Origin of the sequence: Rahnella sp. GSA61A (genome assembly GCF_019969905.1) — a bacterium.
GTDB lineage: Bacteria > Pseudomonadota > Gammaproteobacteria > Enterobacterales > Enterobacteriaceae > Rahnella > Rahnella aceris.
Genome location: NZ_JAHXYO010000011.1, coordinates 70,516 through 96,966, shown reverse-complemented (window position 1 = coordinate 96,966; position 26,451 = coordinate 70,516). Strand labels below are relative to the sequence as shown.

At 53.4% G+C, this 26,451-nt stretch carries 21 protein-coding genes; 8 read left to right on the top strand and 13 right to left on the bottom strand.

The window, feature by feature from the left end; translation table 11 throughout:
- Positions 1 to 2 precede the first annotated feature (2 nt).
- A complete protein-coding gene (gene fdnG / locus LC431_RS15250; protein ID WP_223510048.1) occupies positions 3 to 3,050 on the bottom strand; it encodes a formate dehydrogenase-N subunit alpha in 3,048 nt (1,015 codons plus the stop codon).
- Positions 3,051 to 3,195: 145 nt separating this feature from the next.
- Between fdnG and fdhD the strand changes: the two genes are divergently transcribed.
- From fdhD to yiiM, 4 genes are all read left to right on the top strand, one after another.
- A complete protein-coding gene (gene fdhD, locus LC431_RS15245) occupies positions 3,196 to 4,038 on the top strand; it encodes a formate dehydrogenase accessory sulfurtransferase FdhD (RefSeq protein ID WP_223510047.1) in 843 nt (280 codons plus the stop codon).
- A gap of 210 nt (positions 4,039 to 4,248) precedes the next feature.
- Positions 4,249 to 4,869, top strand: a complete 621-nt coding sequence (gene sodA, locus LC431_RS15240; protein WP_013573393.1) for a superoxide dismutase [Mn] — start codon at positions 4,249 to 4,251, stop codon at positions 4,867 to 4,869.
- Positions 4,870 to 5,140: 271 nt separating this feature from the next.
- Positions 5,141 to 7,087 carry a methyl-accepting chemotaxis protein gene (locus LC431_RS15235; RefSeq protein ID WP_112151993.1) on the top strand — a complete coding sequence of 649 codons (1,947 nt, stop codon included), beginning with the start codon at positions 5,141 to 5,143 and terminating at the stop codon, positions 7,085 to 7,087.
- Positions 7,088 to 7,190: 103 nt separating this feature from the next.
- Complete coding sequence (yiiM, locus tag LC431_RS15230) at positions 7,191 to 7,862, top strand: 6-hydroxyaminopurine reductase (protein WP_013573391.1); 672 nt, start codon at positions 7,191 to 7,193, stop codon at positions 7,860 to 7,862.
- A gap of 171 nt (positions 7,863 to 8,033) precedes the next feature.
- Here the strand turns inward: yiiM and LC431_RS15225 are convergent, their stop codons facing one another.
- Positions 8,034 to 8,393 carry a YibL family ribosome-associated protein gene (locus tag LC431_RS15225; protein WP_013573390.1) on the bottom strand — a complete coding sequence of 120 codons (360 nt, stop codon included), beginning with the start codon at positions 8,391 to 8,393 and terminating at the stop codon, positions 8,034 to 8,036.
- A gap of 65 nt (positions 8,394 to 8,458) precedes the next feature.
- Positions 8,459 to 9,958 (bottom strand): PLP-dependent aminotransferase family protein, encoded by a 1,500-nt coding sequence (locus tag LC431_RS15220; protein WP_013573389.1) that lies wholly within the window; start codon positions 9,956 to 9,958, stop codon positions 8,459 to 8,461.
- A gap of 144 nt (positions 9,959 to 10,102) precedes the next feature.
- On the opposite strand from LC431_RS15220, the gene LC431_RS15215 reads away from it, so the two are divergent.
- Positions 10,103 to 10,711 carry a LysE family translocator gene (locus LC431_RS15215; protein ID WP_223510046.1) on the top strand — a complete coding sequence of 203 codons (609 nt, stop codon included), beginning with the start codon at positions 10,103 to 10,105 and terminating at the stop codon, positions 10,709 to 10,711.
- A 130-nt stretch (positions 10,712 to 10,841) separates the two neighbouring features.
- On the opposite strand, the gene LC431_RS15210 is transcribed toward LC431_RS15215, so the two are convergent.
- The 10 genes from LC431_RS15210 to LC431_RS15165 all read right to left on the bottom strand — a co-directional run bounded on the left by LC431_RS15210 (position 10,842) and on the right by LC431_RS15165 (position 24,292).
- On the bottom strand, positions 10,842 to 11,390 hold the full coding sequence (locus LC431_RS15210; protein ID WP_014411435.1) for an MltR family transcriptional regulator: 549 nt from the start codon (positions 11,388 to 11,390) through the stop codon (positions 10,842 to 10,844).
- A 136-nt stretch (positions 11,391 to 11,526) separates the two neighbouring features.
- Positions 11,527 to 12,675 (bottom strand): mannitol-1-phosphate 5-dehydrogenase, encoded by a 1,149-nt coding sequence (locus LC431_RS15205; protein WP_013573385.1) that lies wholly within the window; start codon positions 12,673 to 12,675, stop codon positions 11,527 to 11,529.
- A 134-nt stretch (positions 12,676 to 12,809) separates the two neighbouring features.
- Positions 12,810 to 14,723 (bottom strand): PTS mannitol transporter subunit IICBA, encoded by a 1,914-nt coding sequence (locus LC431_RS15200; protein WP_013573384.1) that lies wholly within the window; start codon positions 14,721 to 14,723, stop codon positions 12,810 to 12,812.
- A 487-nt stretch (positions 14,724 to 15,210) separates the two neighbouring features.
- Positions 15,211 to 16,755 carry an anti-phage dCTP deaminase gene (locus tag LC431_RS15195; protein WP_013573383.1) on the bottom strand — a complete coding sequence of 515 codons (1,545 nt, stop codon included), beginning with the start codon at positions 16,753 to 16,755 and terminating at the stop codon, positions 15,211 to 15,213.
- Between the two features lie 30 nt (positions 16,756 to 16,785).
- Positions 16,786 to 16,965, bottom strand: a complete 180-nt coding sequence (locus LC431_RS15190; RefSeq protein ID WP_013573382.1) for a hypothetical protein — start codon at positions 16,963 to 16,965, stop codon at positions 16,786 to 16,788.
- Between the two features lie 234 nt (positions 16,966 to 17,199).
- The gene (locus LC431_RS15185; RefSeq protein WP_014411434.1) at positions 17,200 to 17,994 is read right to left on the bottom strand and encodes a DsbA family protein; all 795 of its coding nucleotides are present in this window, start codon (positions 17,992 to 17,994) and stop codon (positions 17,200 to 17,202) included.
- 177 nt (positions 17,995 to 18,171) lie between these two features.
- Positions 18,172 to 18,894 (bottom strand): DUF3053 domain-containing protein, encoded by a 723-nt coding sequence (locus LC431_RS15180; protein WP_013573380.1) that lies wholly within the window; start codon positions 18,892 to 18,894, stop codon positions 18,172 to 18,174.
- A 210-nt stretch (positions 18,895 to 19,104) separates the two neighbouring features.
- Positions 19,105 to 21,174 (bottom strand): glycine--tRNA ligase subunit beta, encoded by a 2,070-nt coding sequence (gene glyS / locus LC431_RS15175; protein WP_223510045.1) that lies wholly within the window; start codon positions 21,172 to 21,174, stop codon positions 19,105 to 19,107.
- A gap of 7 nt (positions 21,175 to 21,181) precedes the next feature.
- Positions 21,182 to 22,117, bottom strand: a complete 936-nt coding sequence (gene glyQ, locus LC431_RS15170) for a glycine--tRNA ligase subunit alpha (protein WP_037033860.1) — start codon at positions 22,115 to 22,117, stop codon at positions 21,182 to 21,184.
- Between the two features lie 168 nt (positions 22,118 to 22,285).
- Positions 22,286 to 24,292: an autotransporter outer membrane beta-barrel domain-containing protein gene (locus LC431_RS15165; protein ID WP_119261062.1), complete on the bottom strand. Its 2,007-nt coding sequence runs from the start codon at positions 24,290 to 24,292 to the stop codon at positions 22,286 to 22,288.
- A 190-nt stretch (positions 24,293 to 24,482) separates the two neighbouring features.
- On the opposite strand from LC431_RS15165, the gene LC431_RS15160 reads away from it, so the two are divergent.
- From LC431_RS15160 to LC431_RS15150, 3 genes are all read left to right on the top strand, one after another.
- Entirely contained in the window at positions 24,483 to 25,055 is a 573-nt protein-coding gene (locus tag LC431_RS15160; protein ID WP_037033862.1) for a DNA-3-methyladenine glycosylase I, read from the top strand.
- Entirely contained in the window at positions 25,052 to 25,495 is a 444-nt protein-coding gene (locus LC431_RS15155; RefSeq protein WP_013573373.1) for an N-acetyltransferase, read from the top strand. Before LC431_RS15160 ends, LC431_RS15155 begins: the two co-directional genes overlap by 4 nt.
- Positions 25,496 to 25,716: 221 nt before the next feature.
- Positions 25,717 to 26,379 (top strand): OmpA family lipoprotein, encoded by a 663-nt coding sequence (locus LC431_RS15150; RefSeq protein WP_037033864.1) that lies wholly within the window; start codon positions 25,717 to 25,719, stop codon positions 26,377 to 26,379.
- Positions 26,380 to 26,451: the final 72 nt, after the last annotated feature.

Here is a 26,451-nt window from a genome sequence, read left to right as displayed (position 1 = left end):
CGTTAGACCTTTTCCACGTTAACCAGGAACGCCTTAAACTCCGGCGTTTGCGAGTTAGCGTCACCGACTGACGGCGTCAGCGTGTTGGCTAAATAACCTTTACGCGTCGCGCCTTCAAAGCCCCAGTGGCAAGGGATGCCAATGGTATCAACGTGCTTACCGTCGATGGTCAGTGGCCGGATGCGTTTGGTCACCACGGCTTTCGCCACGATGAATCCGCGCTTCGAAGACACTTTCACTTCATCGCCCTGCGCAATGCCCTTCGAGGCGGCCAGACCTTCGCCGATCTCGATAAACTGTTCTGGCTGCGCAATGGCGTTCAGCAACGCGTGTTTGGTCCAGTGGCGGAACAATTCGGTGATCGAATAGGTGGTCGCCACATACGGGAAGTCTTTGGCGGTGCCCATATTCGGCAAATCGCTGGCAAAAATGCGCGCGACCGGATTGGAAATCACCGCCGGATGCAACGGGTTAGTGCCAATCGGCGATTCGATCGGTTCGTAATGCTCAGGGAACGGGCCGTCGGCCATTTTGTCAGTGGCGAATAAACGGCCGACGCCTTCCTGTTGCATGATGAACGGCCCGACACCGGACCCCGGCGCGGCGGCGCTGTAATCCGGGACATCAAAACCAATCCACTTCGCGCCATCCCAGCGGATGATTTCGCGTTTCGGATCCCACGGCTGGCCCTGCGGATCAGCGGACGCACGGTTATACAGAATGCGGCGGTTGAGCGGCCAGCACCACGCCCAGCCGGACGTACAGCCCAGACCGGAAGGATCGGCGTTATCGCGGCGCGCCATCTGGTTACCGGCTTCCGTCCAGCTTCCCGTGTAAATCCAGCAGAAACTGGCGGTGCTGCCGTCATTTTTCAGATGGGCAAACGTCGAAAGTTGCTGGCCTTTTTTCGCCAGCAGATTGCCCTGGTCATCATGAATATCAGCCAGCGCTTTGCCGTTGGCTTCGCGGGCGATTTCTTCCGGCAGCGGGTCGAGCGGATCCTGATAATCCCACGCCATATTCATTACCGGCAGCGGATTGGCACCGCCCTCTTTCTGGTACAGCTCACGCAGTTTCATAAACAGACGGGCGATAATTTTGCCGTCGTGCAGCGCTTCACCCGGTGGCTCAGAGGCCTGGAAGTGCCATTGCAGCCAGCGGCCGGAGTTCACAATCGAACCGTTTTCTTCTGCAAAACAGGAAGACGGCAGACGGAACACCTCGGTCTGAATATCGGCGGTCTGCACGTCATTCATCGCGCCGTGGTTTTGCCAAAAGTTTGAGGACTCAGTCACCAGCGGGTCGATCACCACCATGTATTTGAGTTTTGAGAGTGCACGCGAGGATTTGTTTTTGTCCGGGAAGGCCGCCAGCGGGTTGAAGCCCTGCACGATATACCCGTTCAGCTTGCCTTCGGTCATCAGCTCGGCCTGTTGCAGCACGTCGTAGCTTTTGTCCCATTTCGGCAGCCAGTCAAAGCCCCAGTCATTTTCCGCCGTGGCGTGATCGCCCCAGAAGCTTTTCATCATACTGACGAAAAAGTTCGGTGTGTTTTTCCAGAAATTGACCTGTCCGTCCACCAGCGGTGCGGGCGTAATCTGATGCAGATAATCAGTGAAATTAGTCTGTTTTTCCGACGGCAAAGGCATGTAACCCGGCAGATTCAGCGACAGCAAACCGAGGTCGGTATAGCCCTGAATATTGGAGTGACCACGCAGGGCATTCACGCCGCCGCCCGGCATACCAATGTTGCCAAGCAGCAACTGGATCATCGCCGCACAGCGGATGGTTTGTGCGCCGCCGGTATGGTGCGTCCAGCCCAGCGCATACAAAATGGTCGAGGTTTTATCGCGCGCGCAGGTTTCCGCCAGAATGGAGCTGATCAGCAGGAAATCTTCTTTCGAGGTACCGCACAGACGTTCCACCAGTTCCGGCGTGTAACGGGAAACATGCTCTTTCAGCAAGTTCCAGACACAGCGCGGGTCCTGCAACGTTTTATCCTGTTTCGCGAAGCCTTTTTCATCCAGCTGATAGTGCCAGCTTTCTTTGTTATAGGATTTTTTCGCCGCGTTAAAACCGCTGAAAAGACCGTCGTTGAATTCATAATCTTCACGTACCAGCAGGCTGGCATTGGTGTATTCCAGGACGTATTCGGTCTGAATTTTATTGTGGGTGATCAGATAGTTGATCATGCCGAGCAGGAAGGCCGTGTCAGAACCAGCGCGAATCGGCGCGTAGATATCGGCCACCGCAGCACTGCGGTTAAAGCGCGGATCGACGACGATGACTTTGGCGTTATTTTTGGTTTTGGCCTCAATCACCCATTTGAATCCGACCGGATGCGCTTCTGCCGCATTTCCGCCCATAATTAAAATCACATTGGCGTTTTTGATGTCGACCCAGTTGTTCGTCATCGCACCGCGACCAAAGGTTGGCGCTAATGCCGCCACGGTCGGGCCATGACACAGACGGGCCTGACAGTCGATCGCCACCATACCCAGCGCGCGGGTGAATTTCTGATCCAGCAGACCGGTTTCATTACTGGCCGCAGAAGAACACAGCATGCCGGTGGTCAGCCAGCGGTTGACCGTCACGTTGTTTTCATTTTTCTCGACGAAGTTGGCGTCGCGGTCATCTTTCATCAGGCGGGCGATACGGGAAATCGCCTCGTCCCACGTGATGCGCTGCCATTTATCGGAACCGGGAGCGCGGTATTCCGGATATCTGAGACGGCCTTCGCTGTGGATGTAATCCAGCACGCCTGCGCCTTTCGGGCACAACGAGCCACGACTGACCGGATGATCGGCGTCACCCTCTACGTGGAAGATATTTTCAGTGACGTTTTTCGCGCCATCGCCCTGGCTGTAAATCAGTATTCCGCAACCTACGGAACAGTAAGTGCAGTTGTTGCGGGTTTCACGGGAGCGAAGCAGTTTGTATTGGCGGGTTTCCGCCAGCGCCATGGTAGGAGTAAATCCTAATAATGCCGCCGTGGTGCCGGCCATACCACCCGCACATATTTTGAATAATTGTCTTCTGCTGACTTGCATGAAAGACTCCTTCCCATCATCTGTTAACACATTGCTTTTCAAATTGGCGCTTTCCGCAGCTGATGCGGAAGCGTTAAAATTAAAGCCAAGTACCCATAATTTTTGTACGGCTTATGTAGCCGGAATGTTTATAAGGTTATTGCTAATGGATGTCCATCAAGTAAACGAACTGGGCGAAAAAGATGACAAAAAAGTGACTCAGATCATCGGAGCCAGCCAAAAAACGGTGATGCAGCGCGCACATCTCAATGAGCCGGAAGATGACTGGATTGCTCAGGAAGTGCCCGTTGCGCTGGTTTATAACGGCATTTCGCATGTGGTCATGATGGCTTCACCGAAAGATCTGCAGGCCTTTGCGCTGGGCTTTTCGCTGTCAGAAGGGATTATTGAATCGGTCAGTGATATTTACGGGATGGAGGTGACACCAAACTGTAACGGGATTGAGGTTAACATCGAATTATCGAGCCGCCGTTTCGCCGGGCTGAAAGAACGCCGCCGCGCCATGGCGGGCCGTACCGGGTGCGGCGTCTGCGGCATCGAACAGTTAGGCGATTTATTCCGCCCGCTCGCGCCGCTGCCGTTCAGTCAAACCTTTGATCTGGCAAATCTGGACAACGCGCTGCACCAGCTGAAATCCGTGCAGGAAATCGGCCAGCTCACCGGCTGTACCCACGCCGCCGCGTGGATCACGCCGGAAGGTGAATTACTGGGTGGCTGCGAAGATGTGGGCCGTCATGTGGCGCTCGATAAAATGCTCGGTATGCGTGCCAGACAAAACGACTGGATATCCGGCGCCGCGCTGGTATCAAGCCGCGCCAGCTATGAAATGGTGCAGAAAGCCGCGATGTGCGGCATCGAAATCCTGTTTGCCGTCTCCGCTGCCACCACGCTCGCAGTCGACGTTGCCGAAAAATGCAATCTGACGCTGGTCGGTTTCAGTAAACCGGGACGGACAACGGTGTATACGCATCCGCAGCGGTTACGTTAACTCTCTCTAAGCACCGCGTGCCTTTAGACAATTTAGGATTGTTTGCGGTTATCTGGTTCTAAGCCCCGTATAACAGGCGCTTACGAGTACCCGCACAAAGCATGGAGCATAGATAATCATTTTCAATATCATTTAATTAACTATAATGATCCGACTGATTACGCGGTGCTCACAATGACGGTGCCGCCCTACACTATGGAGACGATGAACATGAGTTATTCACTGCCATCACTGCCTTACGCATACGACGCACTCGAACCGCATTTCGACAAAGAAACGATGGAAATCCATCACACTAAACATCACCAGGCTTACGTGAACAACGCTAACGCTGCGCTGGAAAGCTTGCCGGAACTGGCTGCACTGCCGGTTGAAGAACTGATCACCAAACTGGATCAGGTTCCTGCAGACAAGAAAGTTGCACTGCGTAACAACGCAGGCGGCCACGCTAACCACAGCCTGTTCTGGAAAGGCCTGAAAACCGGCACCACCCTGCAGGGCGAACTGAAATCTGCGATCGAACGCGATTTCGGCAGCGTTGACGCTTTCAAAGAAACTTTTGAGAAAGCAGCGACCACTCGTTTCGGTTCAGGCTGGGCATGGCTGGTGCTGAAAGACGGCAAACTGGCGGTTGTTTCTACTGCTAACCAGGACAGCCCGCTGATGGGCGAAGCCATTTCCGGCGCTTCCGGTTACCCGCTGCTGGGCCTGGACGTGTGGGAACACGCTTACTACCTGAAATATCAGAACAAACGCCCTGATTACATCAAAGCCTTCTGGGCTGTTGTAAACTGGGACGAAGCAGCAAAACGTCTGGCTGAAGCGAAGTAATTTCGCCCTGCCGCCCTTCGCGGGCATGATGATGTTTTCGCCAATGGCGGGTCAGTGACCCGCCTTTTTTATGTCCTGAATTTGTATGCATGATCACTGTTTTACAGCGAATTATTCTTCCGTTTCCCACCATTATTAGACCCCGCTCGCATTAATCAAAAATACGCCACAGATCCTATAAAGTTTATTAAACAACCTACCGATAGATTGTTCACAAAGGCGTCACAAAAACGCATGTCTATTTAAAAGGGATGTTTGACGGAGAATGATTATGAGTAACGGATCGGGTCTTTCGCAGTGGATGAACAATCTCAAGGTCGGCACCAAACTGGGTCTGGGTTTCGGGCTGGTGCTTTTGATCGCGGCCGTCATTACCACTGCGGGAATGATTAAATTTAACGACATCAGTCAGCGTGCGGAAAAAGTCGATTTCAGTAATCAGATGAACGCATTACTCAATGATGCCCGCCTCAGCCGTACGCTTTATCAGCTCAATTACAATCCGGCATATCTCAAACAAAATCAGGACAACATTGACGCGCTGTCGCAACTGATTGAGCAGTCGAAAGACAAGCTGAAATGGGATGCAGCTGGCCAGGCAGAACTGGAGCAGGTGCCGGTAAAAATCCATGAATATCAGCAGGCACAAGCCGCGTTTAAAGAAGCCGTCGACCGCAAAGATGCGGTACGCGCCAGCTGGAATCTTTCCGAAACCGAAGCCGTTGTGAAACGTTTACAAGATCAGCTGCGTGTGGAAGATGCCGATCCTTCCATTCGTCTTTCACTGGCCGAAGTCATTCAAAAACTGATCAACGTGCGTTATGACGTGCGCGGCCTGTTGCTCAACATCAACAAGGAATCGGAAGCCAGGCTGTTAAAGTCAATTGATGATACGCAGGCCAATGCTAAAAAGCTGAACGCATTACTGTTACCGGATCAGCAGGCCACACTCGCCCCGCTGATGAGTGCGCTGGCGACCTATAAAGATCACGTTATGGCCTACATGCCGGCTTACGAAGATGAACAAAAAAACTCGCAGCTGCTGACAGTAAAAGCCGCTGAGATGAACACACTGGTCGCAAAAATATTCAAAAATGAACTGGATAACACGCATAAAGACATCACTAATGCGCAGATGATCATGATGGTGATTACGCTGATCGTAATGCTGGTGGGGATTATCATTGCATGGCGAATCACCCGCCAGATTGCCCAGCCGCTGCGCGATACGCTGAAAACGGCGGAGGCGATTGCGCGGGGCGATCTGACTGTCGCGCATCCAACCACACGTCGCGATGAGCTGGGTATGCTGATGAACGCGGTGTCCGCGATGAGCCAGAATCTCAGTACGATGATTTATGAAATCCGCTCCGGCGTTTCACAGGTTTCTCACGCGGCGGCTGAAATCGCCGCCGGGAATACCGATCTTTCCTCACGCACCGAACAGCAGGCCGCCGCGGTTGAAGAAACCGCCGCCAGCATGGAAGAACTGAGCGCGACGGTGAAACAGAACGCCGATAACGCCCATCACGCCAGCAAACTGGCCAGCGAGGCTTCAGGCACCGCAACGCTCGGCGGCAAACAAGTCGGCGAAGTGGTCGACACCATGCAGCAGATTTCCGGCAGCTCAAAACGTATCGCCGAAATTACGTCCGTCATCAACAGCATCGCGTTCCAGACCAATATCCTGGCGCTGAACGCTGCGGTTGAAGCCGCGCGTGCCGGTGAACAGGGTCGCGGATTCTCAGTCGTCGCCTCGGAAGTCCGCATACTGGCACAGCGCAGTGCGCAGGCAGCGAAAGAGATCGAAGGGCTGATTGCCGAGTCGGTTGAACGTGTTAACACCGGCGCGAAGCTGGTGGAAAATACCGGACGCACCATGCAGGACATCGTGAAATCCGTCTCGCATGTGCGCGATATCATGGGTGAAATCGCCTCTGCTTCTGACGAGCAAAGCCGTGGAATCAGCCAGATTTCGCAGGCGATTGTCGAAATGGACAGCACGACACAGCAGAACGCCGCGCTGGTTGAGCAGTCATCCGCTGCCGCCGATTCACTCGAAGATCAGGCCGCGACGCTGACGCAGGCAGTCTCGGTATTCCGCCTGGCCGATAACGGCGATATGCTGGCCGCACCGGCATCCGCCGCGCTGCGCCGTCCGGCCCTGCCGCTGCCAGTTCAAGGCAAAACCAGTCAGGATAACTGGGAAACGTTCTGACTGATGAACCTGCGCACCCCGCATGTGCGCAGGTATTCCTTCTACTCCCGCTGCCGAATGCAGGTTATGCTTGAGCGAGTGACATTTCAGCAGCGGAGAGCTTATGCATTATCCCGACGTGTACATCGGTACCATCGAGCATTATCCCGACTTTTCACCCAGTGCGATTGCCAAACGTCAGGTTGATGGCGCTGTCGCTCTGACGCCTCTCGGGCTGGAGAACGATCAGCAGGCCGAAAAGTCTTATCACGGTGGCGCTGACCGCGCGCTGTGTCATTTTCCCCGCGAGCATTACGCCTGGTTGCGCCAGCAGTTTCCCGAAGAAGAGGACCGTTTTCATCCGCCTGCGTTTGGGGAAAACCTTTCGACACTCGGCATGACCGAAGATAACGTGTATATCGGCGATATTTTCCGCTGGGGCGACGCGCTGATTCAGGTCACGCAACCCCGTGCGCCCTGCTACAAACTGAACCATTTTCTCGACTGCAAAAACCTGTCGCCGCTGTTACAACAAAGCGGCCGCTGCGGCTGGTTATATCGGGTGGTCAGTACGGGGAATGTCAGTGGCGACCGGCCGCTGGAACTGCTGACGCGCAACAGTGAGGTGTCCGTCGCAGAAGCGATTTCTATCGCCTTCAACATGCCGTTTGATGAGGAACAGTATCGCCGTCTGATGTCTGCTGCAGGGATTTCAGCGAGCTGGAGTAAAACCATGCAGATGCGGCTGGTAAATCGCAAGATCGAGGATTTTGGGCGGAGATTGTTTGGGAAGTAAGAAACAGAACGGGTATGGCTGGAGGGGTTTTTCTTTGCTCCTCCCCCTGCGAAGGGGGAGGCTGGGAGGGGGTTATAAAGACAAAACCCGAGTCAAAGCACACTTCAACTCTTTGATTCTGCTTTAATACCCCACCCCAACCCTCCCCTTCGTAGGGGAGGGCGTGTTAGTTCAGAATTCTTTCTTAGCGAAACCGGTCACCGCTTTCAGGCCCATTTCGCGGCCCAGCGCAGTCATCGGGTGAACCACCACGATACCGCGAACGGTTTTCTTCAGCGTGCCCATATCAGCCTGTTCTTTCTTGGTGATTTCACGGCTGAACAGCTTTTCCAGCTTCTGCGCTTCGGTGCTGAGTTTTTTCTCACGCACTTCTTTCAAACGCGCGATCTCGGCAGCCAGTTTTTCTTTCTCTTCTTCGTGCTTGGCGATTAACTCAGCATTACCTGCCTGAATCACGGTCGCATCTTTGTGATTAAGTGCATCCAGCATGTCGCTGAGGCGTTTAATCTCGGCTTTTTCGACTTCTTTCATGGTTTCAGATCCGTTCATGCCGCAGCGGGCACGACTGTAAATTGGGAATAATAAACGTCAGTGTATCAGGAAGTGTGCGATTCTTCAGCTTGCTCCTGCGTTTCTGCCAGCCCCGGCGGCAAACCACACATCTCACACGCCCGCTCACCGATGCGGATCATCGCCGAAATATAGCGGGTATCGAAAACATAACAGCACGATAAACGCAGGCCATTGGCGTAGCGACCGCTCGGTGAATACAGTTGTCCCGGCGTCATGCAGATTTTATCTTTCAGTAACTGGCGGAACAGCGTGACGCAATCGACGCCCGGCGGGAAATCCACCCAGATAACAAAGCCGCCTGCCGGTTGCGTGGCGCGGGTGCCCTGCGGGAAGTGACGGGCGATCAACGCGCGCGCCTGTTCCACCTGCGACGCGTAGCGTTTGCGTAAAACCCGCAGATGATGATCGTAACCGCCCGATTCCAGAAACAACGTCAGCGTTTGGGAAAGCAAGGCGGACTCTGCCATTGACGATACCGCTTTCAGTTTATGCAACTTATCGGCAAAGCGTCCGCCGTCCACCCAGCCGATGCGAAAATCAGGTGCCAGCGTTTTGGTAAAGCTGGTGCAAAACAGGATCCAGCCGTCCCGGTCAAAGGCTTTTACCGCCGGAGACAGCGTCGCGCCAAACTGAATTTCTGCGTAAAGCCCGTCTTCAATCAGGGGGACCTGGTGATCGTTCATCAGCCGCGCCAGCCGTTTTTTCGCCGCCAGTGGCATGGTAAAGCCCAGCGGATTTTGCGCCGTCGGCATAGCGATCACTGCATTCAGCCGTTTCTCGGTCAGCAGCATTTCCAGCACATCCAGCGACAGGCCGGTTTGCGGATCGGTGGGGATTTCCACTGCTTTCAGTCCGAGACTCGCCAGCATCGGCAGCAGATAAAAATAGGTCGGCGTTTCCAGCCCGATACTGTCGCCGGGTTTGGTGGTAACGCGCAATGCCAGCTGTAACGCCTCCATACAACCGTGCGTAATCGTGATATCCGCAGGCTCTAAAATCATGCCGAGCGTCAGTGCACGGCGCGCAATTTGCTGGCGTAACGCCGGGCTGCCCGGCGGCAGCGCGTATTGCCCGATCAGATTGGGCTGACGACGCAGCAGTGACGACATAATCCGCCCCAGTTTTCCGGTCGGGTAAAAATCGTTCGACTGCGGACAGGCTAGCGATAAGTTGGTGTAGGTGGGGTCAATTTGCGAGGCGAACACTTTGTCGATCAGATCCAGCACTTCATCTGCCGGTTCTGCCGCTGGCGTCTGCGGCTGTTCCTGCGGCTGATGGTCCAGCGCGGGCAACGCGGCACGCACATAAAAACCGGACTGCGGACGTGCCTCGATAAAGCCGCGATCTTCCAGCCGCCGGTAAGCAGCTACCACGGTGTTGATACTGACTGACCAGGTTTGTGCGCTGCGTCGCACGGACGGCAAACGACTGCCCGGTGCGAGTGTGCCACGGCGGATAGCGTCCGCCAGTTGTTCCGCCAGTTGGTTATATCGCGTGTCGCTGAAATCCGCTGTATCAGTCATGGTGTCAGTTCCGTGAAAAGTCATGGGTACAGTTTTTAGTTATGCTATCTGTAACCATAACAATAGCGTATTTCTGGTTCTGTTACCTTTCCTGTGCAGTGTTTACTCTGGTTATCTGGAAAACAGGGGATGCAGGAAAACAAAATGATCGATACCGCTTTTGTCAGTTACGTCACCGTGATGTCAATTACACCCGGCCCGAACAATCTGTTGCTGGCGGCTTCCGGGGTGAATTTCGGGCTGCGCCGCAGCGTGCCGATGATGCTGGGAATTACGCTGGGCTGCGTGGTGCAGTGTGCGCTGATGACCTCCATGCTGGCGATTCTGCTGAGCTGGATGACCGTTGTGCGTCTGCCAATGGCGGCAGTGGGCTGTGCGTATCTGTTCTGGCTGTCGTGGAAAATTTACCGTTCCGGCTCGCCGAAAGAAGGCGCAAAACAGCAACCGATGAACATGATTAATGGCGCGTTATTTCAGGCAGTGAACCCGAAAGCGTGGCTGATGGCGACCAACGTGGCGATTCTGTTTACCCCGCCGGATGGCAACATGCTGCATCACACGCTGCTGATTTGTGTCGGCTTCGCGCTGATCAATCTGCCCTGCATTCTGGTGTGGGTCGTGATGGGTGACAGATTACGTCAGGCGCTACGTGTGGAATGGAAGCTGAAAATGTTTAACACAATCATGGGCGGCATGATGGCATTAACCGCGCTGTGGTTGCTGTTCGGCGAAGTGCGCCATGCGCTTAACTAAAACAAATCCCCAAAATAGTTCGGGTTGCAGGAAGGCGGCAAGTGATGGAGTCCCGATGAGCTTACTCATGTAAGTGATTCGGGTGACTGAACGCAGCCAACGCATCTGTGGCTCGAAGTATGACGGGGATTTATTTTTGCACCGGAGAAAGCCTGGAAGGCTGCTGATTACTGATGTGGGCGATCAGCCCTGTCACGGAAAGGACCATGGTGGAGCGGACGATTTGTTGATAGCGCTGACGTTGCATGGCGATCAGCGACTCGTCGGCTTCGCCCGGTTTCAGGAAAGTGGGCGCTGGCGGCAATTCTGTCACGCAATGCAATTCACCGAACGGGCCGAGAATTTCATCATCGGTAAAACGATACTCTTCACCGTCGTAATTCAGCTCTTCACGCAGCGCCATCAGTAATTCTGCATCTTCGTATTCATGACGGCTGATCACGCCCAGCGCATAAATCAGTTTGAGACGTACAGACAAATCACCGAGCGGTCCGGTGCCGGTCAGTAACGGTTCGACTGCATATTTCACCGCATAATCATCTTTACGGAAAACCTGCACCACCAGAATATCCAGCGCTTCGGCCAGTAACTCCACAGCGGTCATTAAAAAGCTGCGCACGGTTTTACCCGCATTAAGCTTTTCAAGTACACGGTTTTCAAACGCCTGAGCTTTTTCCATAGGGCTTACTTGCATTAAAGAGCCGATGCTGACAGCGCCCCTGGCGTCATCCATGATGCGCGCATGTCGGGCAGAAACATCCCGCCCGACAGGGCTTTCTTTGCCTGGTGTTGGCGAAATCAAAATAAACGCAGTATCAGTGCATCGATTCGTAGAGAGCGACGGCTTTCGCCACAACTTCGCCATCTTCTGGCAGACCTGAAATCTGGGCAAGGGCGGCTTTTGGCCCAACTTTCTCCAGCAATTCTACCAGTTCTTTAGCTTGCGGATCTTGCTCGCTGCGATAATGCATCGCGGCCGCAATCCCTCTCACCAGATTGTCGTTCGGCAAGCGATATTCCTGCGTGCCCAGCAAGGGTTTGATCAGACGATCACCCGCACTCAGTTTACGCAGTGGCTGACGGCCAACGCGCTCAACATCGTCATGCAGGTACGGGTTTTCGAAACGGGTCAGGATTTTTTCGATGTAAGCGAAATGTTTTTCCGGGTCAAAACCGTAACGGCGGATCAGCACTTCCCCGCTTTCTTCCATGGCACCGCGAACCACCAGACGCACTTTCTCGTCGAGGATCGCATCACGAATTGTCGCGTGGCCTGCCTGCTGGCCGAGATAGGCGGTGATGGCATGACCGGTGTTGAGGGTGAACAGTTTACGTTCAACAAACGCCATCAGGTTATCCGTCAGTTCCATGCCTGCGATTTCCGGCAATTCTCCTTTGAACTGGGTTTTATCCACAATCCATTCGCTGAAGGTTTCAACGGTGACTTCCAGCGGATCGGTGGTGCCCGCTGCCGCAGGGGGAACGATGCGGTCTACGGCGGAATCGACAAAACCGACGTGCGCTTCAACCCAGGCTTTTTCATCTTCCGGCAGGGCGTTGAATACGTGCTGTTTAAACTGGCTGGTACCGCGCACCATGTTTTCGCAGGCGATAATGTTCAGCGGCTTTTCGTTGCCTTGCTGATGACGCAGCACCAGACCTTTAGCGACGTTCGGCGCGATTTTTTCCAGCACGGTCGGACCGACGGCGGTGGTCACCAGATCGACTTCAGCGATCAGGTTGATTGCCTCCTGACCGGCGCTGTTCACGGCATTCACATTACTGACAGGCTCAACGGTGGCCTGTTCACCGACCACGTGCACGTCGTAACCTTTACGGCTGTTCAGCGCATCCAGTAAGGCAGGGCTGACATCCGCAAACGTCAGTTCAATCCCGGCATCAGCAAGTAATTTACCGATAAAACCGCGACCAATGTTACCTGCACCAAAATGTAATGCTTTCATAATATTTCCTTCAAATCGGGGGCCATACTTTATGGTAAAAAGCTTTGGGTAAAGCTGGGAGCCGCCCGGCTCCGAATCAACAAGCGGGTCTTTTATCAAGACCCGCTTAGTAACGCTCTACTGATTACTCAACCTTAGCCGCGAAGAATAGTCAGAACTTCTTCAACGCTGGTGGTGTTCGCCAGACGTTCGATAACACCTTCTTCGTCCAGCGCCGTGGTCAGTTTGGTGATCACGTTGATGTGCTCATTATTGCGCGCTGCGATACCGACGACCAGGCGTGCACGGTCATCTTCATCATCGCCCCAGCGGATACCCGCCGGATACTGGCAGAACACGATACCGGTTTTCAGCACGCGATCTTTCGCTTCGATGGTACCGTGCGGCACAGCGATGGATTCGCCCAGATACGTCGAGGTCAGCTGCTCACGAGCCAGCATCGCGTCGACATATTCTGCCTGAACATACCCGCCTTTCACCAGTTGTTCACCGGCAAAACGAATCGCGTCTTCTTTGGTCGCCGCGTTCAGGCCGAGGAAGATGTTGCTTTCGCTAATGCGGAACAGGTTTTCGTTTTCATTGTCAGTCACGATGCTGTCGCCCAGCGTGGTGGTCACTTTCTCTTTGTACTGGCTGGCTTTGTTCACTTCAACCAGACGTGAAGTCAGGTCCGTGTACAGGCCGCTGTCGAGGAAGTTGGTCAGCGAAATGTGCTGTGCGTGTGGCACCTGGCGCATGGCGCGTTCAGTCAGGTCACGGTGAGTAATCACCAGATCCACATCATCAGGCAGGTTGTTGATCGCGCTGTTGGTGACGCTGATGTTGGTCAGCCCGGCATCCTGCACTTTTTTGCGCAGCACACCGGCACCCATTGCGCTGGAACCCATACCGGCGTCACAGGCAACGATGATTTTACGTACGGTAGACAGGTCGCCCGCCACGCCTGCAACAGCAGGTTTGCCGCCTTTAGACTGGGCTTTCATATCCTGCATACGGCGTGTTGCTTCGTCCAGATCGTCGCCGTCTTTCGCTTTGGTGGTTTTCAGCAGGAAAGAAGAGATAACGAAGGACACCGCAAAGGCTGCCACGATAGCCGCGATGTTAGCGAAGTACGCACCTTTTGGTGTCATCGCCAGAACCGCCAGGATGGAACCCGGAGAAGCCGGAGACACCAGACCGCCGTTCAGCACAGTCAGGGTGAACACGCCAGTCATACCGCCCAGAATGACTGCCAGCAGCAGACGTGGGTTCATCAGAACATATGGGAAATAAATTTCGTGGATACCACCCAGGAAGTGGATGATTGCCGCACCGCCAGCTGATTGTTTAGCACTGCCACGACCGAAGAACATGTACGCCATCAGGACGCCCATACCCGGACCCGGGTTCGCTTCGATCAGGAAGAAGATAGATTTACCGGTTTCAGTCGCCTGCTGGATACCCAGCGGAGAGAAGATACCGTGGTTGATAGCGTTGTTGAGGAACAGGATTTTCGCCGGTTCAACAAAGATAGACGCCAGCGGCAACAGGTTATGAATAACCATGATGTGCACGCCTGCAGCCAGCACTTTAGACAGTGCTTCTACCAGCGGACCGATTGCCAGGAAGGCCAGAATGGCCAACAGCATACCGATAATACCGGCCGAGAAGTTGTTGACCAGCATCTCGAAGCCACTTTTGATTTTACCGTCAACCCAGCGGTCGAAACGCTTGATGCACCAGCCGCCCAGCGGACCTACAATCATTGCGCCGAGGAACATTGGCATATCCGCACCAACGATAACACCCATTACGGTGATTGCGCCGACCACACCACCGCGATCACCACCGACCAGACGACCACCGGTATAACCGATGAGCAATGGCAGAAGATAAGTGATCATCGGGCCAACCAGTTTCGCTAATGTTTCATTAGGGATCCAGCCGGTAGGAATGAACAGAGCAGTAATGATACCCCAGGCGATAAACGCGCCGATGTTGGGCATTACCATGTTACTCAGGAAGCGACCAAAGTTTTGAACTTTGATCTTAACGTCTGGTGAAAACATAAAACGCACCCCTATTGATACGCGCTGACAATAGAGCGCGTGATATCAGTTAATTATCGGTGACGGTTGTTTCGGTTTTTGTGCCACTGCTTTAAAAATCCGTCCGTCGAATTGCTGTCTGCGAGGCGGACTCTACCACGTGATTATAGGCCTCGCGTAGCCACCCGACAGCCCGTGACGCAGATCACACGTATACAGCCTTCACCCCCTGCATTTTGGTGATCATCATCACAAAAACAGCCTGTAACCGAGCTACACTGACGATTATTTGAGCGTGACCCTGCCAAATATGTGACTTAAGTCACTTTTTGTTAACGAGTCTTTATCATTAAAACGTGATATTGATCACAAAGTATTTTTCGCCGGACTTGTGTATTTCGCTTAAAAAGCATTCAGACGTGTCTGAGGAAAGGAAAACTGAGTTTACGGGAGAGATGTTGAAAGAAAATTACAGGGGGAGCGGGTATCCGGAATACCCGCTTCTTCTTTAATCGGGGACAGGTTCATCACGAAGCTTATGAGTAACATTCAAAATCACTTTTGATTCAGAATCACCATAACTATCCAGATATTGTGGATCAACGTGATGGGAAGCAGGGATTTCATAAGAAATTGGCTTGCCTCTGTCATCTTTTCTCGGACGGCTATAACCGAAAAATTTTGTATACCGTCTCGGTGCCGTTCCCTCAAAATTCTCGAAAATAACCTTTTTAGTTTTATCCGTACTGTCGGCATGAGCTATCGAATCACCGTGAAGGTCTTCAGCCAGACTCTTGGCATAAGGTTCGATATAAACCACCCTCTTCAATCCAGCGGCAACAATATGTCGTGCACAGTTGTGGCAAGGATAAGTTGTGCAATAAAGTGTCTTATCACAAGTACTTGCATTCGCAAGACGCGCCATCGTAGTAATTGCATCCATTTCGGCATGAATAGCACGCGAGTATTCAATCAGGGACTTTATTTTTGGGGTTTTCATAATCTGTATTGCAAGTTCATTCGCCCGTGACGGATCACTACGGGCGATCACTGCTTCGACCTCACGCCTGACTAAATCCTTGTGCATATCACTATGGCAGCCATCGTTGTTATAACAGCGTTTATCGCTCTTGCTTTCACAGGAATAGAGCCCACCACCTGCAGCAGGTACATCGTTGCAGCCAGTGGAGAGGATATTGCAATTATCATCCGTAATAGCAGCCCCCACCTGACGCGATAAACAGGCAGAGCGTAATGCGGCTGAATTCGCGGTGAACATGCCGGTTTCATCCTGGCTGGGACTCACATTATTTGCGCCATGTACAAGGTCGATAAATCGGGCTATCGATTTTTTAATCTGATCATTATTTATGTTCCTGATAAAATAATCGGCACACTGCAATGTGTCCTCGACATGTTGACCATAAGGGTACTCGGAACGCCTGTCGCGCCTGATTATTTCGGCAATCTGATGATCGTTAAGAAAATCCTTTTTCAAATTAATAACTCTTTCATTAATCGTTCTCACTAAGCCGATCAGATAAAAATTATTACGATACACCTCACGAAAGAGATCAACTTCTTCAGGATGTTTTAATTGATCGACAATGTAAGCTATTTTACTGGTTGATTTTCCTGAGGCTCCTTTAAAATCTCCCGTATTTAAATTTGCCGTCCTGATAACTTTTATTTTCCGGATAACCAATTCGGAGTTAATGATATTGCCATGTTTTTCACGCAGAGTATTACCGAGATTTTGCAACTGGATAAAATGCTCATAGCCTTCAAGTTTCTTTAACTCTGCCGCTTCAGCAGCTGACAGGGTGTCTGCCATTAAATCGCTAATTCTTATATGCACAACATGATAATTACAGGCTTTAAGTTTAGTGATGATTTTTTCTTTAAGGGTTTTAACCCCTGATCCACTCGCCCCACAAAGTCCGATGACCAGTTCTTGTGAGCGGCGCTCACGAATATCATCAATGCTGTTATTGTTGCCGAATGATTGATTTGATGCAGGTAATGAAATGATTTTTTTTGCCGGTTCAGCCATAGACACTCCAATGACTGGACAGCCTGAATGTTACCAGTCTAGCTTGGCTGCTTCTTCCAAAACCTGAGCCATGGCCTTTTTATATGCAGCAGACTGACGCCGGGCCGAAAGATCAATAACGTGCTCTGATCCCGTGCTCTCCACTGCTGAGAATTCGGAATGCTGTTCATCCGTTTTCAACGCAGCATAATCAGCGAATTGAACAATCATAAGCTATCCATGTAATCAGTAAAAAATTGAGTAAACTCTGCTGGCAGATCCCAGAATCAGAGATTGTTTCATTGGATGAATATCCATGAAGAAAAGAAGGTTACCACGTCAAAACCCACGAAGTGAGTAAAAATTTACTCAGTTTCAGCCGTTACATTCGATACTGAGAAGTGCTTTCCAAACTATACCTGAGAAGAAAATCCGACAGCACAGGCTGCCGGATTGAAACAAAAATTACTTCCCGCCCTGCGCCTTCATAATGGCTGCCTGCAATTCTTCAGCAGACACAGCACCAGGCAGAACGCTGGTGTTTTCAGCGGTCGCGCCGCTGGTTGGCATCACCACGAACCCTGGCGTACCGCTGAAGCCCAGCGTACGGGCCAGCTCATCGTTAGCGGCGATGGCTTCGTGCGTCGCTTTACGCTGTGCATCGGTTGGCGCTGTCGCTTTCGCGGCTTTCACTGCACCGGCGATATCGGCATCCGTAAGCTTACCTTCGTCATGACCGGTGCGGTAAATGCTGTTGTGGTAATCAAAGTACGCCTGAGCGCCTTTTTCTTTCCAGATAGCCATACCGGTTTCAGCCGCAGTGATGGACGCTTTCCAGCGGTCACCAAAGATTGGCCATTCTTTGAAGACGAAACGTACGTTCGGATTGGCTTTCACGGTCTGCTCAACAACTGGCGCCATGTGGCTGCAATACAGGCACTGGTAATCGAAGAATTCCACGAACGCGACTTTTGCATCTTTCGGGCCGTAGCTTGGGGTCGCAGGGTCGTTCAGCAGAGCTTTAGAATTTGCCAACACCGCGCTCAGGGTTTGCTGTTGTTGCTGATCAGCCTGCTGTGCCTGCAATTTCTGGCTGACCTGCACCAGAATTTCCGGGTGCTGCAACATGTAATCCGCCGCAATTTTACCAATGGCTTCCTGTTGCGCCGGGGTGAAATCTGCGGTTGCGCTGTCGGCAGCAACCGCCAGCGTCGGTGTCAGCACAAGGGAAGCCAACAGAGTCATCATCTGACGTTTCATCAAAAATCCTTAAAGTGAAAGACGGGAAAAAACTGACAGTTACCTTCAAAAGTAGAGGAACTCAGCCGGATTTGCAGGCAAAAAATTGTCATTTTTTATAAACAGGCGGACAGGATCTCAGTCAATAAAAAAGCCACGTACAAGATGACGTGGCTTCGTTGCTGATATCAGTCAGGCTTAGTTGCTAAAATCGCCCTGTGCGACTTTTTGCGCCTGAAGCAATGTCTGCTGTTTACCCACCAGATTCGACATCATGGTGTTGTACTGCGTGGCCTGTTGCTGCGTCGGGAACTGCACGCCGCCGTTGGCGAAAGCAACCTGCGTGCCCTGCTGTTGCAGGAAATCACCCACAGACGCGATATCCTGCGTGAAGCTTTGCAGCGCAGGCACCAGTGGTGTCAGCACGTTAGCAGGCTGGGTCACCACGCTGTTGTATACCTGGCTATAAACCGCTTTCAGATCGTCCGGTTGTTTCAATGCCGCCATCGCGGTGTCGGCTTTCACTTTTGAGTCACGCAACTGCGCATTTAGCAAGCTCAGCGTGCTGGCCGCCTGTTGCAACGCGCTGCGCTGAGTCATGTAATCCTGCGGCGTACGCACCTGACCAATCGCGCTCACCACCGGCACCAGGCTACCTTCAACGGCACCTTTCATCTGGCGGGAGAATGACAGAATGATGCCGTAGTCATTCGCGTAATTACCAAAACGTTGTTTCTGATCTTCACTCAGCGACGGCAGATTTTGCCCGCTACGCATCACGGTATTTTGCAAATAATCGATAAAGGCTTTGCGTTGCTCCGGTTCTTTATCGCCGCATGCAGTGAGCTGAAACACCACCAGCAGTGCGATAAACGGCGCCAGCCAGCGAGAAAATGCACCGCTTCTGATCCCTACAGCCATGAGTCCTGACTCCTGATTTCAATGTTCTTCTTCCGGCCAGTTCCCTGCCGATGCTGTGCATTCCATGCGGGTTATAGGATAGAACAATTGGGGGGAGAACGCTTTTTAAAAAAGCGTAGAAATTGGCATCCGATAAGCTGCCTTGCTCCTCCCCCTGCGAAGGGGGAGGCCAACCCTCCCCTTAGCAGGGGGAGGGAGCAAAAACTTAACTTACTGAAGCAGCGAAATATCCGCCACCTGCAGGAACAACTCCCGCAGTTTGGAGAGCAGCGTCAGGCGGTTGATACGCACCGCTTCGTTCTCATCCATCACCATCACGGTATCAAAGAACGTATCGACGGTTTCACGCAATGCAGCCAGTTCCACCAGCGCTTCTTTGTACTGACCGGCGGCAAACAGCGGTTCCAGCTTGTCGCGCAGAACCACCAGATGCGTCGCCAGTTTCAGCTCAGCAGGTTCTTTCAGTACGGACGCGTGGACGTGATCCAGCAGAACATCCGTGGATTTCGCCAGAATGTTGGACACACGCTTGTTGGCCGCCGCCAGCGTGGCCGCTTCATCCAGCGTACGGAAGTAGCTCACCGCTTTCACGCGCGCATCGAAATCAGCCGGTTTGGTCGGACGACGTGCCAGCACAGCCTGAATGGTATCAACTGCGTGACCTTCTTCCTGATACCACGCGCGGAAACGACCGAGCATGAAATCAACCACATCATCTACTACCTTCTCGTTAGTCAGCTTGTCGCCGTACAGACGCACCGCTTCTTCGGTCAGGGTTTGCAGATCAAGTGGCAGGTTTTTCTCAACGATAATACGCAGAACACCCAGCGCGGCACGGCGCAGTGCGAACGGGTCTTTGTCGCCTTTCGGATGTTGACCGATGCCAAAAATACCGGCCAGGGTGTCCATCTTGTCAGCGATTGCCAGCGCGCACGCTACCAGCGAAGCCGGTAACTCGTCGCCCGCAAAGCGTGGCTGATATTGCTCGTTCAGCGCAACCGCGACTTCTTCCTGCTCGCCGTCGTGACGTGCATAATGCATGCCCATCACGCCCTGCGTGTCGGTGAACTCGAAGACCATGTTGGTCATCAGGTCACATTTAGACAGCAGACCGGCGTGTTTTGCGTTCTCAACGTTGGCACCGATTTTCTCAGCGATCCAGCCAGACAGCGCCTGAATACGGTCGGTTTTGTCGCGCAGCGTACCCAGTTGCTTCTGGAACAATACGGTTTCCAGACGCGGCAGGTTATCTTCGAGACGTTTCTTGCGGTCGGTATTGAAGAAGAATTCGGCATCGGCCAGACGCGGACGCACCACTTTCTCGTTACCGGAAATGATTTGCTGCGGATCTTTCGATTCGATGTTGGCGACAAAGATGAAGTTCGGCAGAAGTTTGCCTGCGGCGTCGTACACCGGGAAATACTTCTGGTCGCCTTTCATGGTGTAAACCAGCGCTTCAGCCGGAACAGCCAGGAATTTCTCTTCGAATTTCGCGGTCAGCACCACCGGCCATTCAACCAGAGACGCGACTTCTTCCAGCAGACTTTCACTCAGATCAGCGATACCGCCAATTTCTTTTGCCGCTTTTTCCGCGTCACGTTTGATCAGCGCTTTACGCTGCTCGTAATCGGCAATGACTTTGCCGCGTTCCAGCAGAATTTGCGGATACTGATCGGCATTATCAATCGTGAATTCAGGCTCGCCCATGAAGCGGTGACCGCGAAGAGTGCGGGCAGAATCGATACCGAGAATTTTCGCCGGGATCAGCTCATCGCCTAACAGCAGGGTGACAGTATGCACCGGACGCACGAACTGCACGTCGGAATCGCCCCAGCGCATCAGTTTAGGAATTGGCAGTTTAGACAGTGACGTGGCGATCATCGCAGGCAGCAGTTGTTGCGCGCTTTCACCTTTGACGTGCGCACGGTAAACCAGCCATTCGCCTTTGTCAGTGACCAGACGATCGGCCTGATCAACGGTGATACCGCAACCGCGAGCCCAGCCTTCAGCGGCTTTGCTCGGTTTGCCTTCGGCATCAAATGCCTGCGCCACAGCCGGGCCGCGTTTTTCAACTTCGCGGTCAGCCTGGGATTCATGCAGACCAGAGACTTTCAGCGCCAGACGGCGCGGTGCGGCAAACCATTTTACGTCGCCGTGAGGCAGATTCGCCGCATCCAGCTCCGCAGTCAGGTTAGCGGCAAAAGATTCAGCAAGGCTGCGCAGAGCCTTCGGTGGCAGTTCTTCCGTGCCGATTTCCACCAAAAAAGTTTTATCAGTCATGGATGGCTCACTCATTCTCTAGTTTCGGATGATCATCGTTCTTTTTGCACATCGGGAAGCCCAGCACTTCGCGGGAAGCGTAATACGCCTCAGCTACCGCTTTAGTCAGGGTACGGATGCGCAGAATGTAGCGCTGACGTTCAGTCACAGAAATCGCTTTACGCGCGTCGAGCAGGTTGAAGCAATGGGCCGCTTTCAGGATGCGCTCGTAAGCAGGCAGTGCCAGTGGCTTTTCGAGCGCCAGCAGGGTTTGCGCTTCTTTCTCGTGCTGTTCAAAACAGGTGAACAAGAAATCGACGTCGGCGTATTCAAAGTTATACGTCGATTGTTCCACTTCGTTCTGATGGAACACGTCGCCGTAGGTGGTTTTACCCAGCGGACCGTTGCTCCACACCAGATCGTACACGCTGTCCACGCCCTGGATGTACATCGCCAGACGTTCCAGACCGTAAGTGATTTCGCCGGTTACCGGTTTACATTCCAGGCCCCCGACCTGCTGGAAGTAAGTGAACTGCGTCACTTCCATGCCGTTCAGCCACACTTCCCAGCCAAGACCCCAGGCGCCGAGCGTCGGGTTTTCCCAGTTGTCTTCAACGAAGCGGATATCGTGGATCAGCGGATCAAGACCCAGCTCTTTCAGTGAGCCGAGGTACAGCTCCTGAATGTTTTCCGGTGAAGGTTTGATCATCACCTGGAACTGATAATAGTGCTGCAGACGGTTCGGGTTCTCGCCGTAGCGGCCGTCGGTCGGACGGCGTGATGGCTGAACATAGGCTGCCGCAAAAGGCTCAGGGCCGAGTGCGCGCAGACTGGTCATCGGGTGCGAGGTCCCCGCGCCGACTTCCATATCCAGCGGTTGAACAATGGTGCAGCCCTGCTGCGCCCAATAATCTTGCAGTGTCAGGATCAGGCCCTGAAATGTCTTGGTATCAAACTTTTGCATGTTGGATTCGCACGCGAGAAAGTGGGTGTAAAGAGAGTGCGACAGTATACCCGCTGCACGGAAGATAATCAGCCAGAATCAGGCGACTGAGCGTCACAGAGAGGCAGTGTTTAGTTTTGGATGCGATTTTTTCGGAAAGTGAAAGGGGCTGAGCGCCCCTTTTATCCCTTAAAACCGCGCACTCAGCCCGGCGTTGTAGGAGGTTTGTTCGCCGGAATCCAGTCCGGTGGTTTGTGAAATAGCCGCAAATGCTGAAATGCTGTGGGTGATTTGCACGTTTAAGCCTGCGGTCATATCCACCCAGTCGTCGTCCTGTTCGCCGGTGGTGCGGCTGAACCGCGTGCGGGTGGATTTGATCGCGCCGGTGGTGGTGTAGGTTTTATCGCCAAACTGGCGGTCATAGGTGACCTGCGCATACGGATTGACGATGCCGAGTTCGGCATTCACCCGCCAGCCGAGCGCACCGATTTGTGAATGAGAAGTCTGATCGCCAAAACGCATCGAGGTACTGTTGTTGCCCTTCTCGCTGTAACCTTCAACACTGCTGTAATCCCAGCTGTATTGCGCCACCGGCCCGGTTTTCAGCACCGGCAGAACCGGGAAGTCCCAGCCTGCGGTGACGCGTCCGCCGATCTGTTTGCCGTCCGTTTCACCGCGCTCCGTCCGGGTGGTAGGCCCGAGCGTAATGCGGCGTTTGATATCGTCATAATTGAGCGAGCCGTAGTGCACATCGCCGTTGATCCAGCCATTTTCGGCGATTTTAATGCCGGTGAAGGCGGTCGCCATCCAGCCGCGCGTACGGTAGCTGTAATGATCTGTCGGATCGTCTTTATCATCGGAGCCGGAAAGCATAAGCCCCATCATCCAGCGATCGGTCATCTGATAATCCATGCCGATATTCAGCGAGTTAGCCGTCAGGTCGCCATCACCCAGCCCCATCGACGGGCTGAATTTGCTGTCCGCACTTTGCCCGGCATAACCGCCAAACATGCCGAAGGTTCCCGCATCGTTATCCTGCGTACGCAACTGCTGATAACGGCTGTCGAGCAAGCCTTGTGTATTTCGCGCCAGCGCCAGTGAACCCTGACTCAGCGCAGAAGCTTCCAGCGGGCCGTCGAGCACCGACTGCATATATTGCGCAATCAGCGCGTGCGCCTGAGGCGTCGGGTGGAAATGGTCAGAAAACAGGAAAGCTTTGCTGCTGTCGAAACCCGGCAGATTCGAAGTACATTCCGAGGCGGATGTCCCGACCGGACAGGCCGTACCGGCAGTATTGGCAAAACCGTACCGCGCCGGATCGGCAACCACTTCGTTGAACAGCCCGTTGATATCCACGCGTGCAATATTGCCGCCGGTTTTCGCCAGCGCGATATCTTCGGTGGTGTTGTAGGTGTCGGTCAGGCCGCCCGCCACGTCTTTCAGCGCGTCATACGCGGCCGCCAGCCCTTTGGCGATCACGTCCTGTACCAGCGGAATGCCCGAGCCTTTCGCCGCAGCGGCCGCCAGCGCATTGTGAATGGCCTCGGTGCGGGCATCGGCATCCGGCGTATTTTGTGCATTCAAATACTGATACGCCGCTGCCAGCGCCTGTTGCTGCACCGGCAGCAATCCGACCTGGATCACGCCTTCCATCAGCACCGGTGTCAGACCGATATTCGGCACCGTCGGCACCACAACCGTGCCAGCACCGGCTTTCAGTAAATCGTTCACCTGTGAGGCCGCCTGCGTCGCGCTGTTGGTGGCAATTTCCACCGCCGTGACCGGGTTCAGGCTCAGCGCCGCAGCGGCCAGATCGTTGCCGCCAATCCAGTGAACATACAGCCCGTTCGGATCGGCTTTGCCGCCGGTCGACGTCAGATAGCTTTTAACCTGATCCTGCGTGGTGTAATCAGAATCCAGCCCCGGCACCGCCACACCGCCACCTTCGGCATAGTTCAGGCCGCCTTTTGAAGAAGGAGCTAAGGTTGTGCCGATGTTGTTCGCCAGGATCTCGTCATAAAGCGGATGCGTGCTGCTGTCGAAGGTCCAGCGACCAATGTTACCGGTGTCGCTCAGGCTGTCGCCGAACACATAAAGCTGGTCAAAAGCCTTCGCGGGAGCCTGTAAACCGAGGCACAGTGCCACGGCAAATGCTCCCTGAGAGAGTCGTAAAATCGACGAATTCTTGCCTGCCATAACGGTGATTTCCCTCAATAATGACGCTCAACGCAAGGATTAAACGTAAGGATTACGTAATGATTGGCTTTAAATATTGTTCAGATCCGACCAGCGTCAAGGCAGGGATTTAGAAATTGCGACGTTGCAGAGTTATCCGAGAAGCCACACACTGACACCACGCATTTAAGCCTCTTATAAGGACGACAGAATGGCGACTACCCGATGCAACTGGGTTTCGAAAGAACCGATTTACCTCGAGTATCACGATAAAGAATGGGGCGTGCCGGTTAAAGATGGCCGCGAATTGTTTGAAATGTTGTGTCTGGAAGGCCAGCAGGCCGGTCTGTCGTGGATCACCGTGCTGAGAAAACGCGAAAACTATCGCCAGAATTTTCATCACTTCGACCCGGTGCGCATTGCGAAAATGACCGATGACGACGTGGAGCGGCTGGTGCTCGACGCCGGGATCATCCGCCATCGTGGCAAAATCAAAGCCATTATCGGCAACGCACAGGCGTATCTGGCGATGCAGGCCGGTGGCGAAGACTTCTCTGAATTCATCTGGAATTTTGTTGGCGGCCAACCGGTCATCAATAATCCGCTTGGCCCGGAAGGGGTTCCGGCGACCACCGCCGTATCCGATGCCATGTCCAAGGCGCTGAAAAAGAAAGGCTTTAAGTTTACCGGCTCGACAATTTGTTATGCCTTTATGCAGGCGGCCGGGCTGGTGAACGATCATCAGTCATATTGCTTCTGCCATCCGGCGAATCAGCCGTCATGATCCGTGCAGCGCGGCCCGCCGACACCGAAGCCATTCTGATGCTCTGGCTGCGCAGTTCTTTGCTTTCACATGCGTTCATCGCCGAATCCTACTGGATTGAAAGCCTGCAAATGGTCAGAGAAGATTTTCTGCCCAAAGCCAGAACCTGGGTCGATTGCGACGAAGATGATCAGGTTTGCGGATTTATCAGCGTGATGAATCAGCAGTTTATCGGTGCGCTGTTTGTAGAAGCCTCACACTACGGCGATGGCACCGCGCAGCGTCTGATGGCGGCGGCAAAGGAGGAATATCCGGTGCTGCTGCTGGAGGTTTACCAACAAAATGATCGCGCCGTCTCGTTCTATCGCAAGGAAAATTTTGAGATAACCGCGAACACCCGCCATCCCGGCACGGATATGCCAACGTACATTCTGCGCTGGCATCATCCCCTTTCTGAATAAGTTCCAAAAATCCGTAAAAATACAAAAACGGATATCCGGAATTCTCCTACTGCTTAACGTGCCGAAATTGCGCATAAAGAGCGCCAGAACGCCGCAGGACTGATGTCCTCCCGTTGCATTTGTTTATGTTTTGACACCTTTTTCTGTGCAACTTCTCAGAAAGCGCGAAGTCATAATGCAGCGGTTAAGTTCTGAATAATAAACATCCTGAAGGAAATAAGATGAGCAAAAGATTAGTTGTGGTTGCGGGCGTACTTTGCGCCACCCTGGGCCTGTCGGCCTGTACCACTAACCCTTACACCGGCGAATCAGAAGCAGGGAAATCCGGCATTGGCGCAGGTCTTGGGGCCGCGCTCGGCGCAGGCGTCGGTATGCTGTCTTCTTCTAAACACGACCGCGGCAAAGGCGCGCTGATCGGTGCCGCAGCCGGTGCTGCACTGGGCGGCGGTGCAGGTTATTACATGGATGTGCAGGAAGCTAAACTGCGCGATAAAATGAAAGGTACCGGCGTCAGCGTGACCCGTCAGGGCGATAACATCGTGCTGAATATGCCGAACAACGTCACCTTCGACACCAACAGCAGCACGCTGAAACCGGCAGGCGCTAACACGCTGACCGGCGTGGCGATGGTACTGAAAGAGTATCCGAAAACTGCCGTTAACGTGATCGGTTACACCGACAGCACCGGCACCCGCGCGCTCAACATGAAACTGTCGCAGCAACGTGCTGACGGCGTGGGCAGTGCGCTGATTACACAAGGTGTTGAAGGCAGCCGCGTACACACCACTGGCGCCGGCCCGGATAATCCGATTGCCAGCAACAGCACCGAAGCCGGGAAAGCGCAAAACCGTCGTGTAGAAATCACGCTAAGTCCGTTGCAGTAAACTCTGAATATCCTTATTCATCACGGGGCCTTATGGCCCCGTTTTGTCTGGCATGTGATATTCTCCCGCAAT

Coding starts and splice junctions, on each gene's coding strand:
- LC431_RS15220 (WP_013573389.1), bottom strand. CDS start 9,958: ATGACTGATACAGCGGATTTCAGCGACACGCGATATAACCAACTGGCG.
- LC431_RS15190 (WP_013573382.1), bottom strand. CDS start 16,965: ATGATTGTTCAATTCGCTGATTATGCTGCGTTGAAAACGGATGAACAG.
- LC431_RS15165 (WP_119261062.1), bottom strand. CDS start 24,292: ATGGCAGGCAAGAATTCGTCGATTTTACGACTCTCTCAGGGAGCATTT.
- LC431_RS15210 (WP_014411435.1), bottom strand. CDS start 11,390: ATGGAAAAAGCTCAGGCGTTTGAAAACCGTGTACTTGAAAAGCTTAAT.
- glyS (WP_223510045.1), bottom strand. CDS start 21,174: ATGACTGATAAAACTTTTTTGGTGGAAATCGGCACGGAAGAACTGCCA.
- fdnG (WP_223510048.1), bottom strand. CDS start 3,050: ATGCAAGTCAGCAGAAGACAATTATTCAAAATATGTGCGGGTGGTATG.
- yiiM (WP_013573391.1), top strand. CDS start 7,191: ATGCATTATCCCGACGTGTACATCGGTACCATCGAGCATTATCCCGAC.
- sodA (WP_013573393.1), top strand. CDS start 4,249: ATGAGTTATTCACTGCCATCACTGCCTTACGCATACGACGCACTCGAA.
- LC431_RS15185 (WP_014411434.1), bottom strand. CDS start 17,994: ATGAAACGTCAGATGATGACTCTGTTGGCTTCCCTTGTGCTGACACCG.
- fdhD (WP_223510047.1), top strand. CDS start 3,196: ATGGATGTCCATCAAGTAAACGAACTGGGCGAAAAAGATGACAAAAAA.
- glyQ (WP_037033860.1), bottom strand. CDS start 22,117: ATGCAAAAGTTTGATACCAAGACATTTCAGGGCCTGATCCTGACACTG.
- LC431_RS15195 (WP_013573383.1), bottom strand. CDS start 16,755: ATGGCTGAACCGGCAAAAAAAATCATTTCATTACCTGCATCAAATCAA.
- LC431_RS15155 (WP_013573373.1), top strand. CDS start 25,052: ATGATCCGTGCAGCGCGGCCCGCCGACACCGAAGCCATTCTGATGCTC.
- LC431_RS15215 (WP_223510046.1), top strand. CDS start 10,103: ATGATCGATACCGCTTTTGTCAGTTACGTCACCGTGATGTCAATTACA.
- LC431_RS15235 (WP_112151993.1), top strand. CDS start 5,141: ATGAGTAACGGATCGGGTCTTTCGCAGTGGATGAACAATCTCAAGGTC.
- LC431_RS15180 (WP_013573380.1), bottom strand. CDS start 18,894: ATGGCTGTAGGGATCAGAAGCGGTGCATTTTCTCGCTGGCTGGCGCCG.
- LC431_RS15150 (WP_037033864.1), top strand. CDS start 25,717: ATGAGCAAAAGATTAGTTGTGGTTGCGGGCGTACTTTGCGCCACCCTG.
- LC431_RS15160 (WP_037033862.1), top strand. CDS start 24,483: ATGGCGACTACCCGATGCAACTGGGTTTCGAAAGAACCGATTTACCTC.
- LC431_RS15205 (WP_013573385.1), bottom strand. CDS start 12,675: ATGAAAGCATTACATTTTGGTGCAGGTAACATTGGTCGCGGTTTTATC.
- LC431_RS15200 (WP_013573384.1), bottom strand. CDS start 14,723: ATGTTTTCACCAGACGTTAAGATCAAAGTTCAAAACTTTGGTCGCTTC.
- LC431_RS15225 (WP_013573390.1), bottom strand. CDS start 8,393: ATGAAAGAAGTCGAAAAAGCCGAGATTAAACGCCTCAGCGACATGCTG.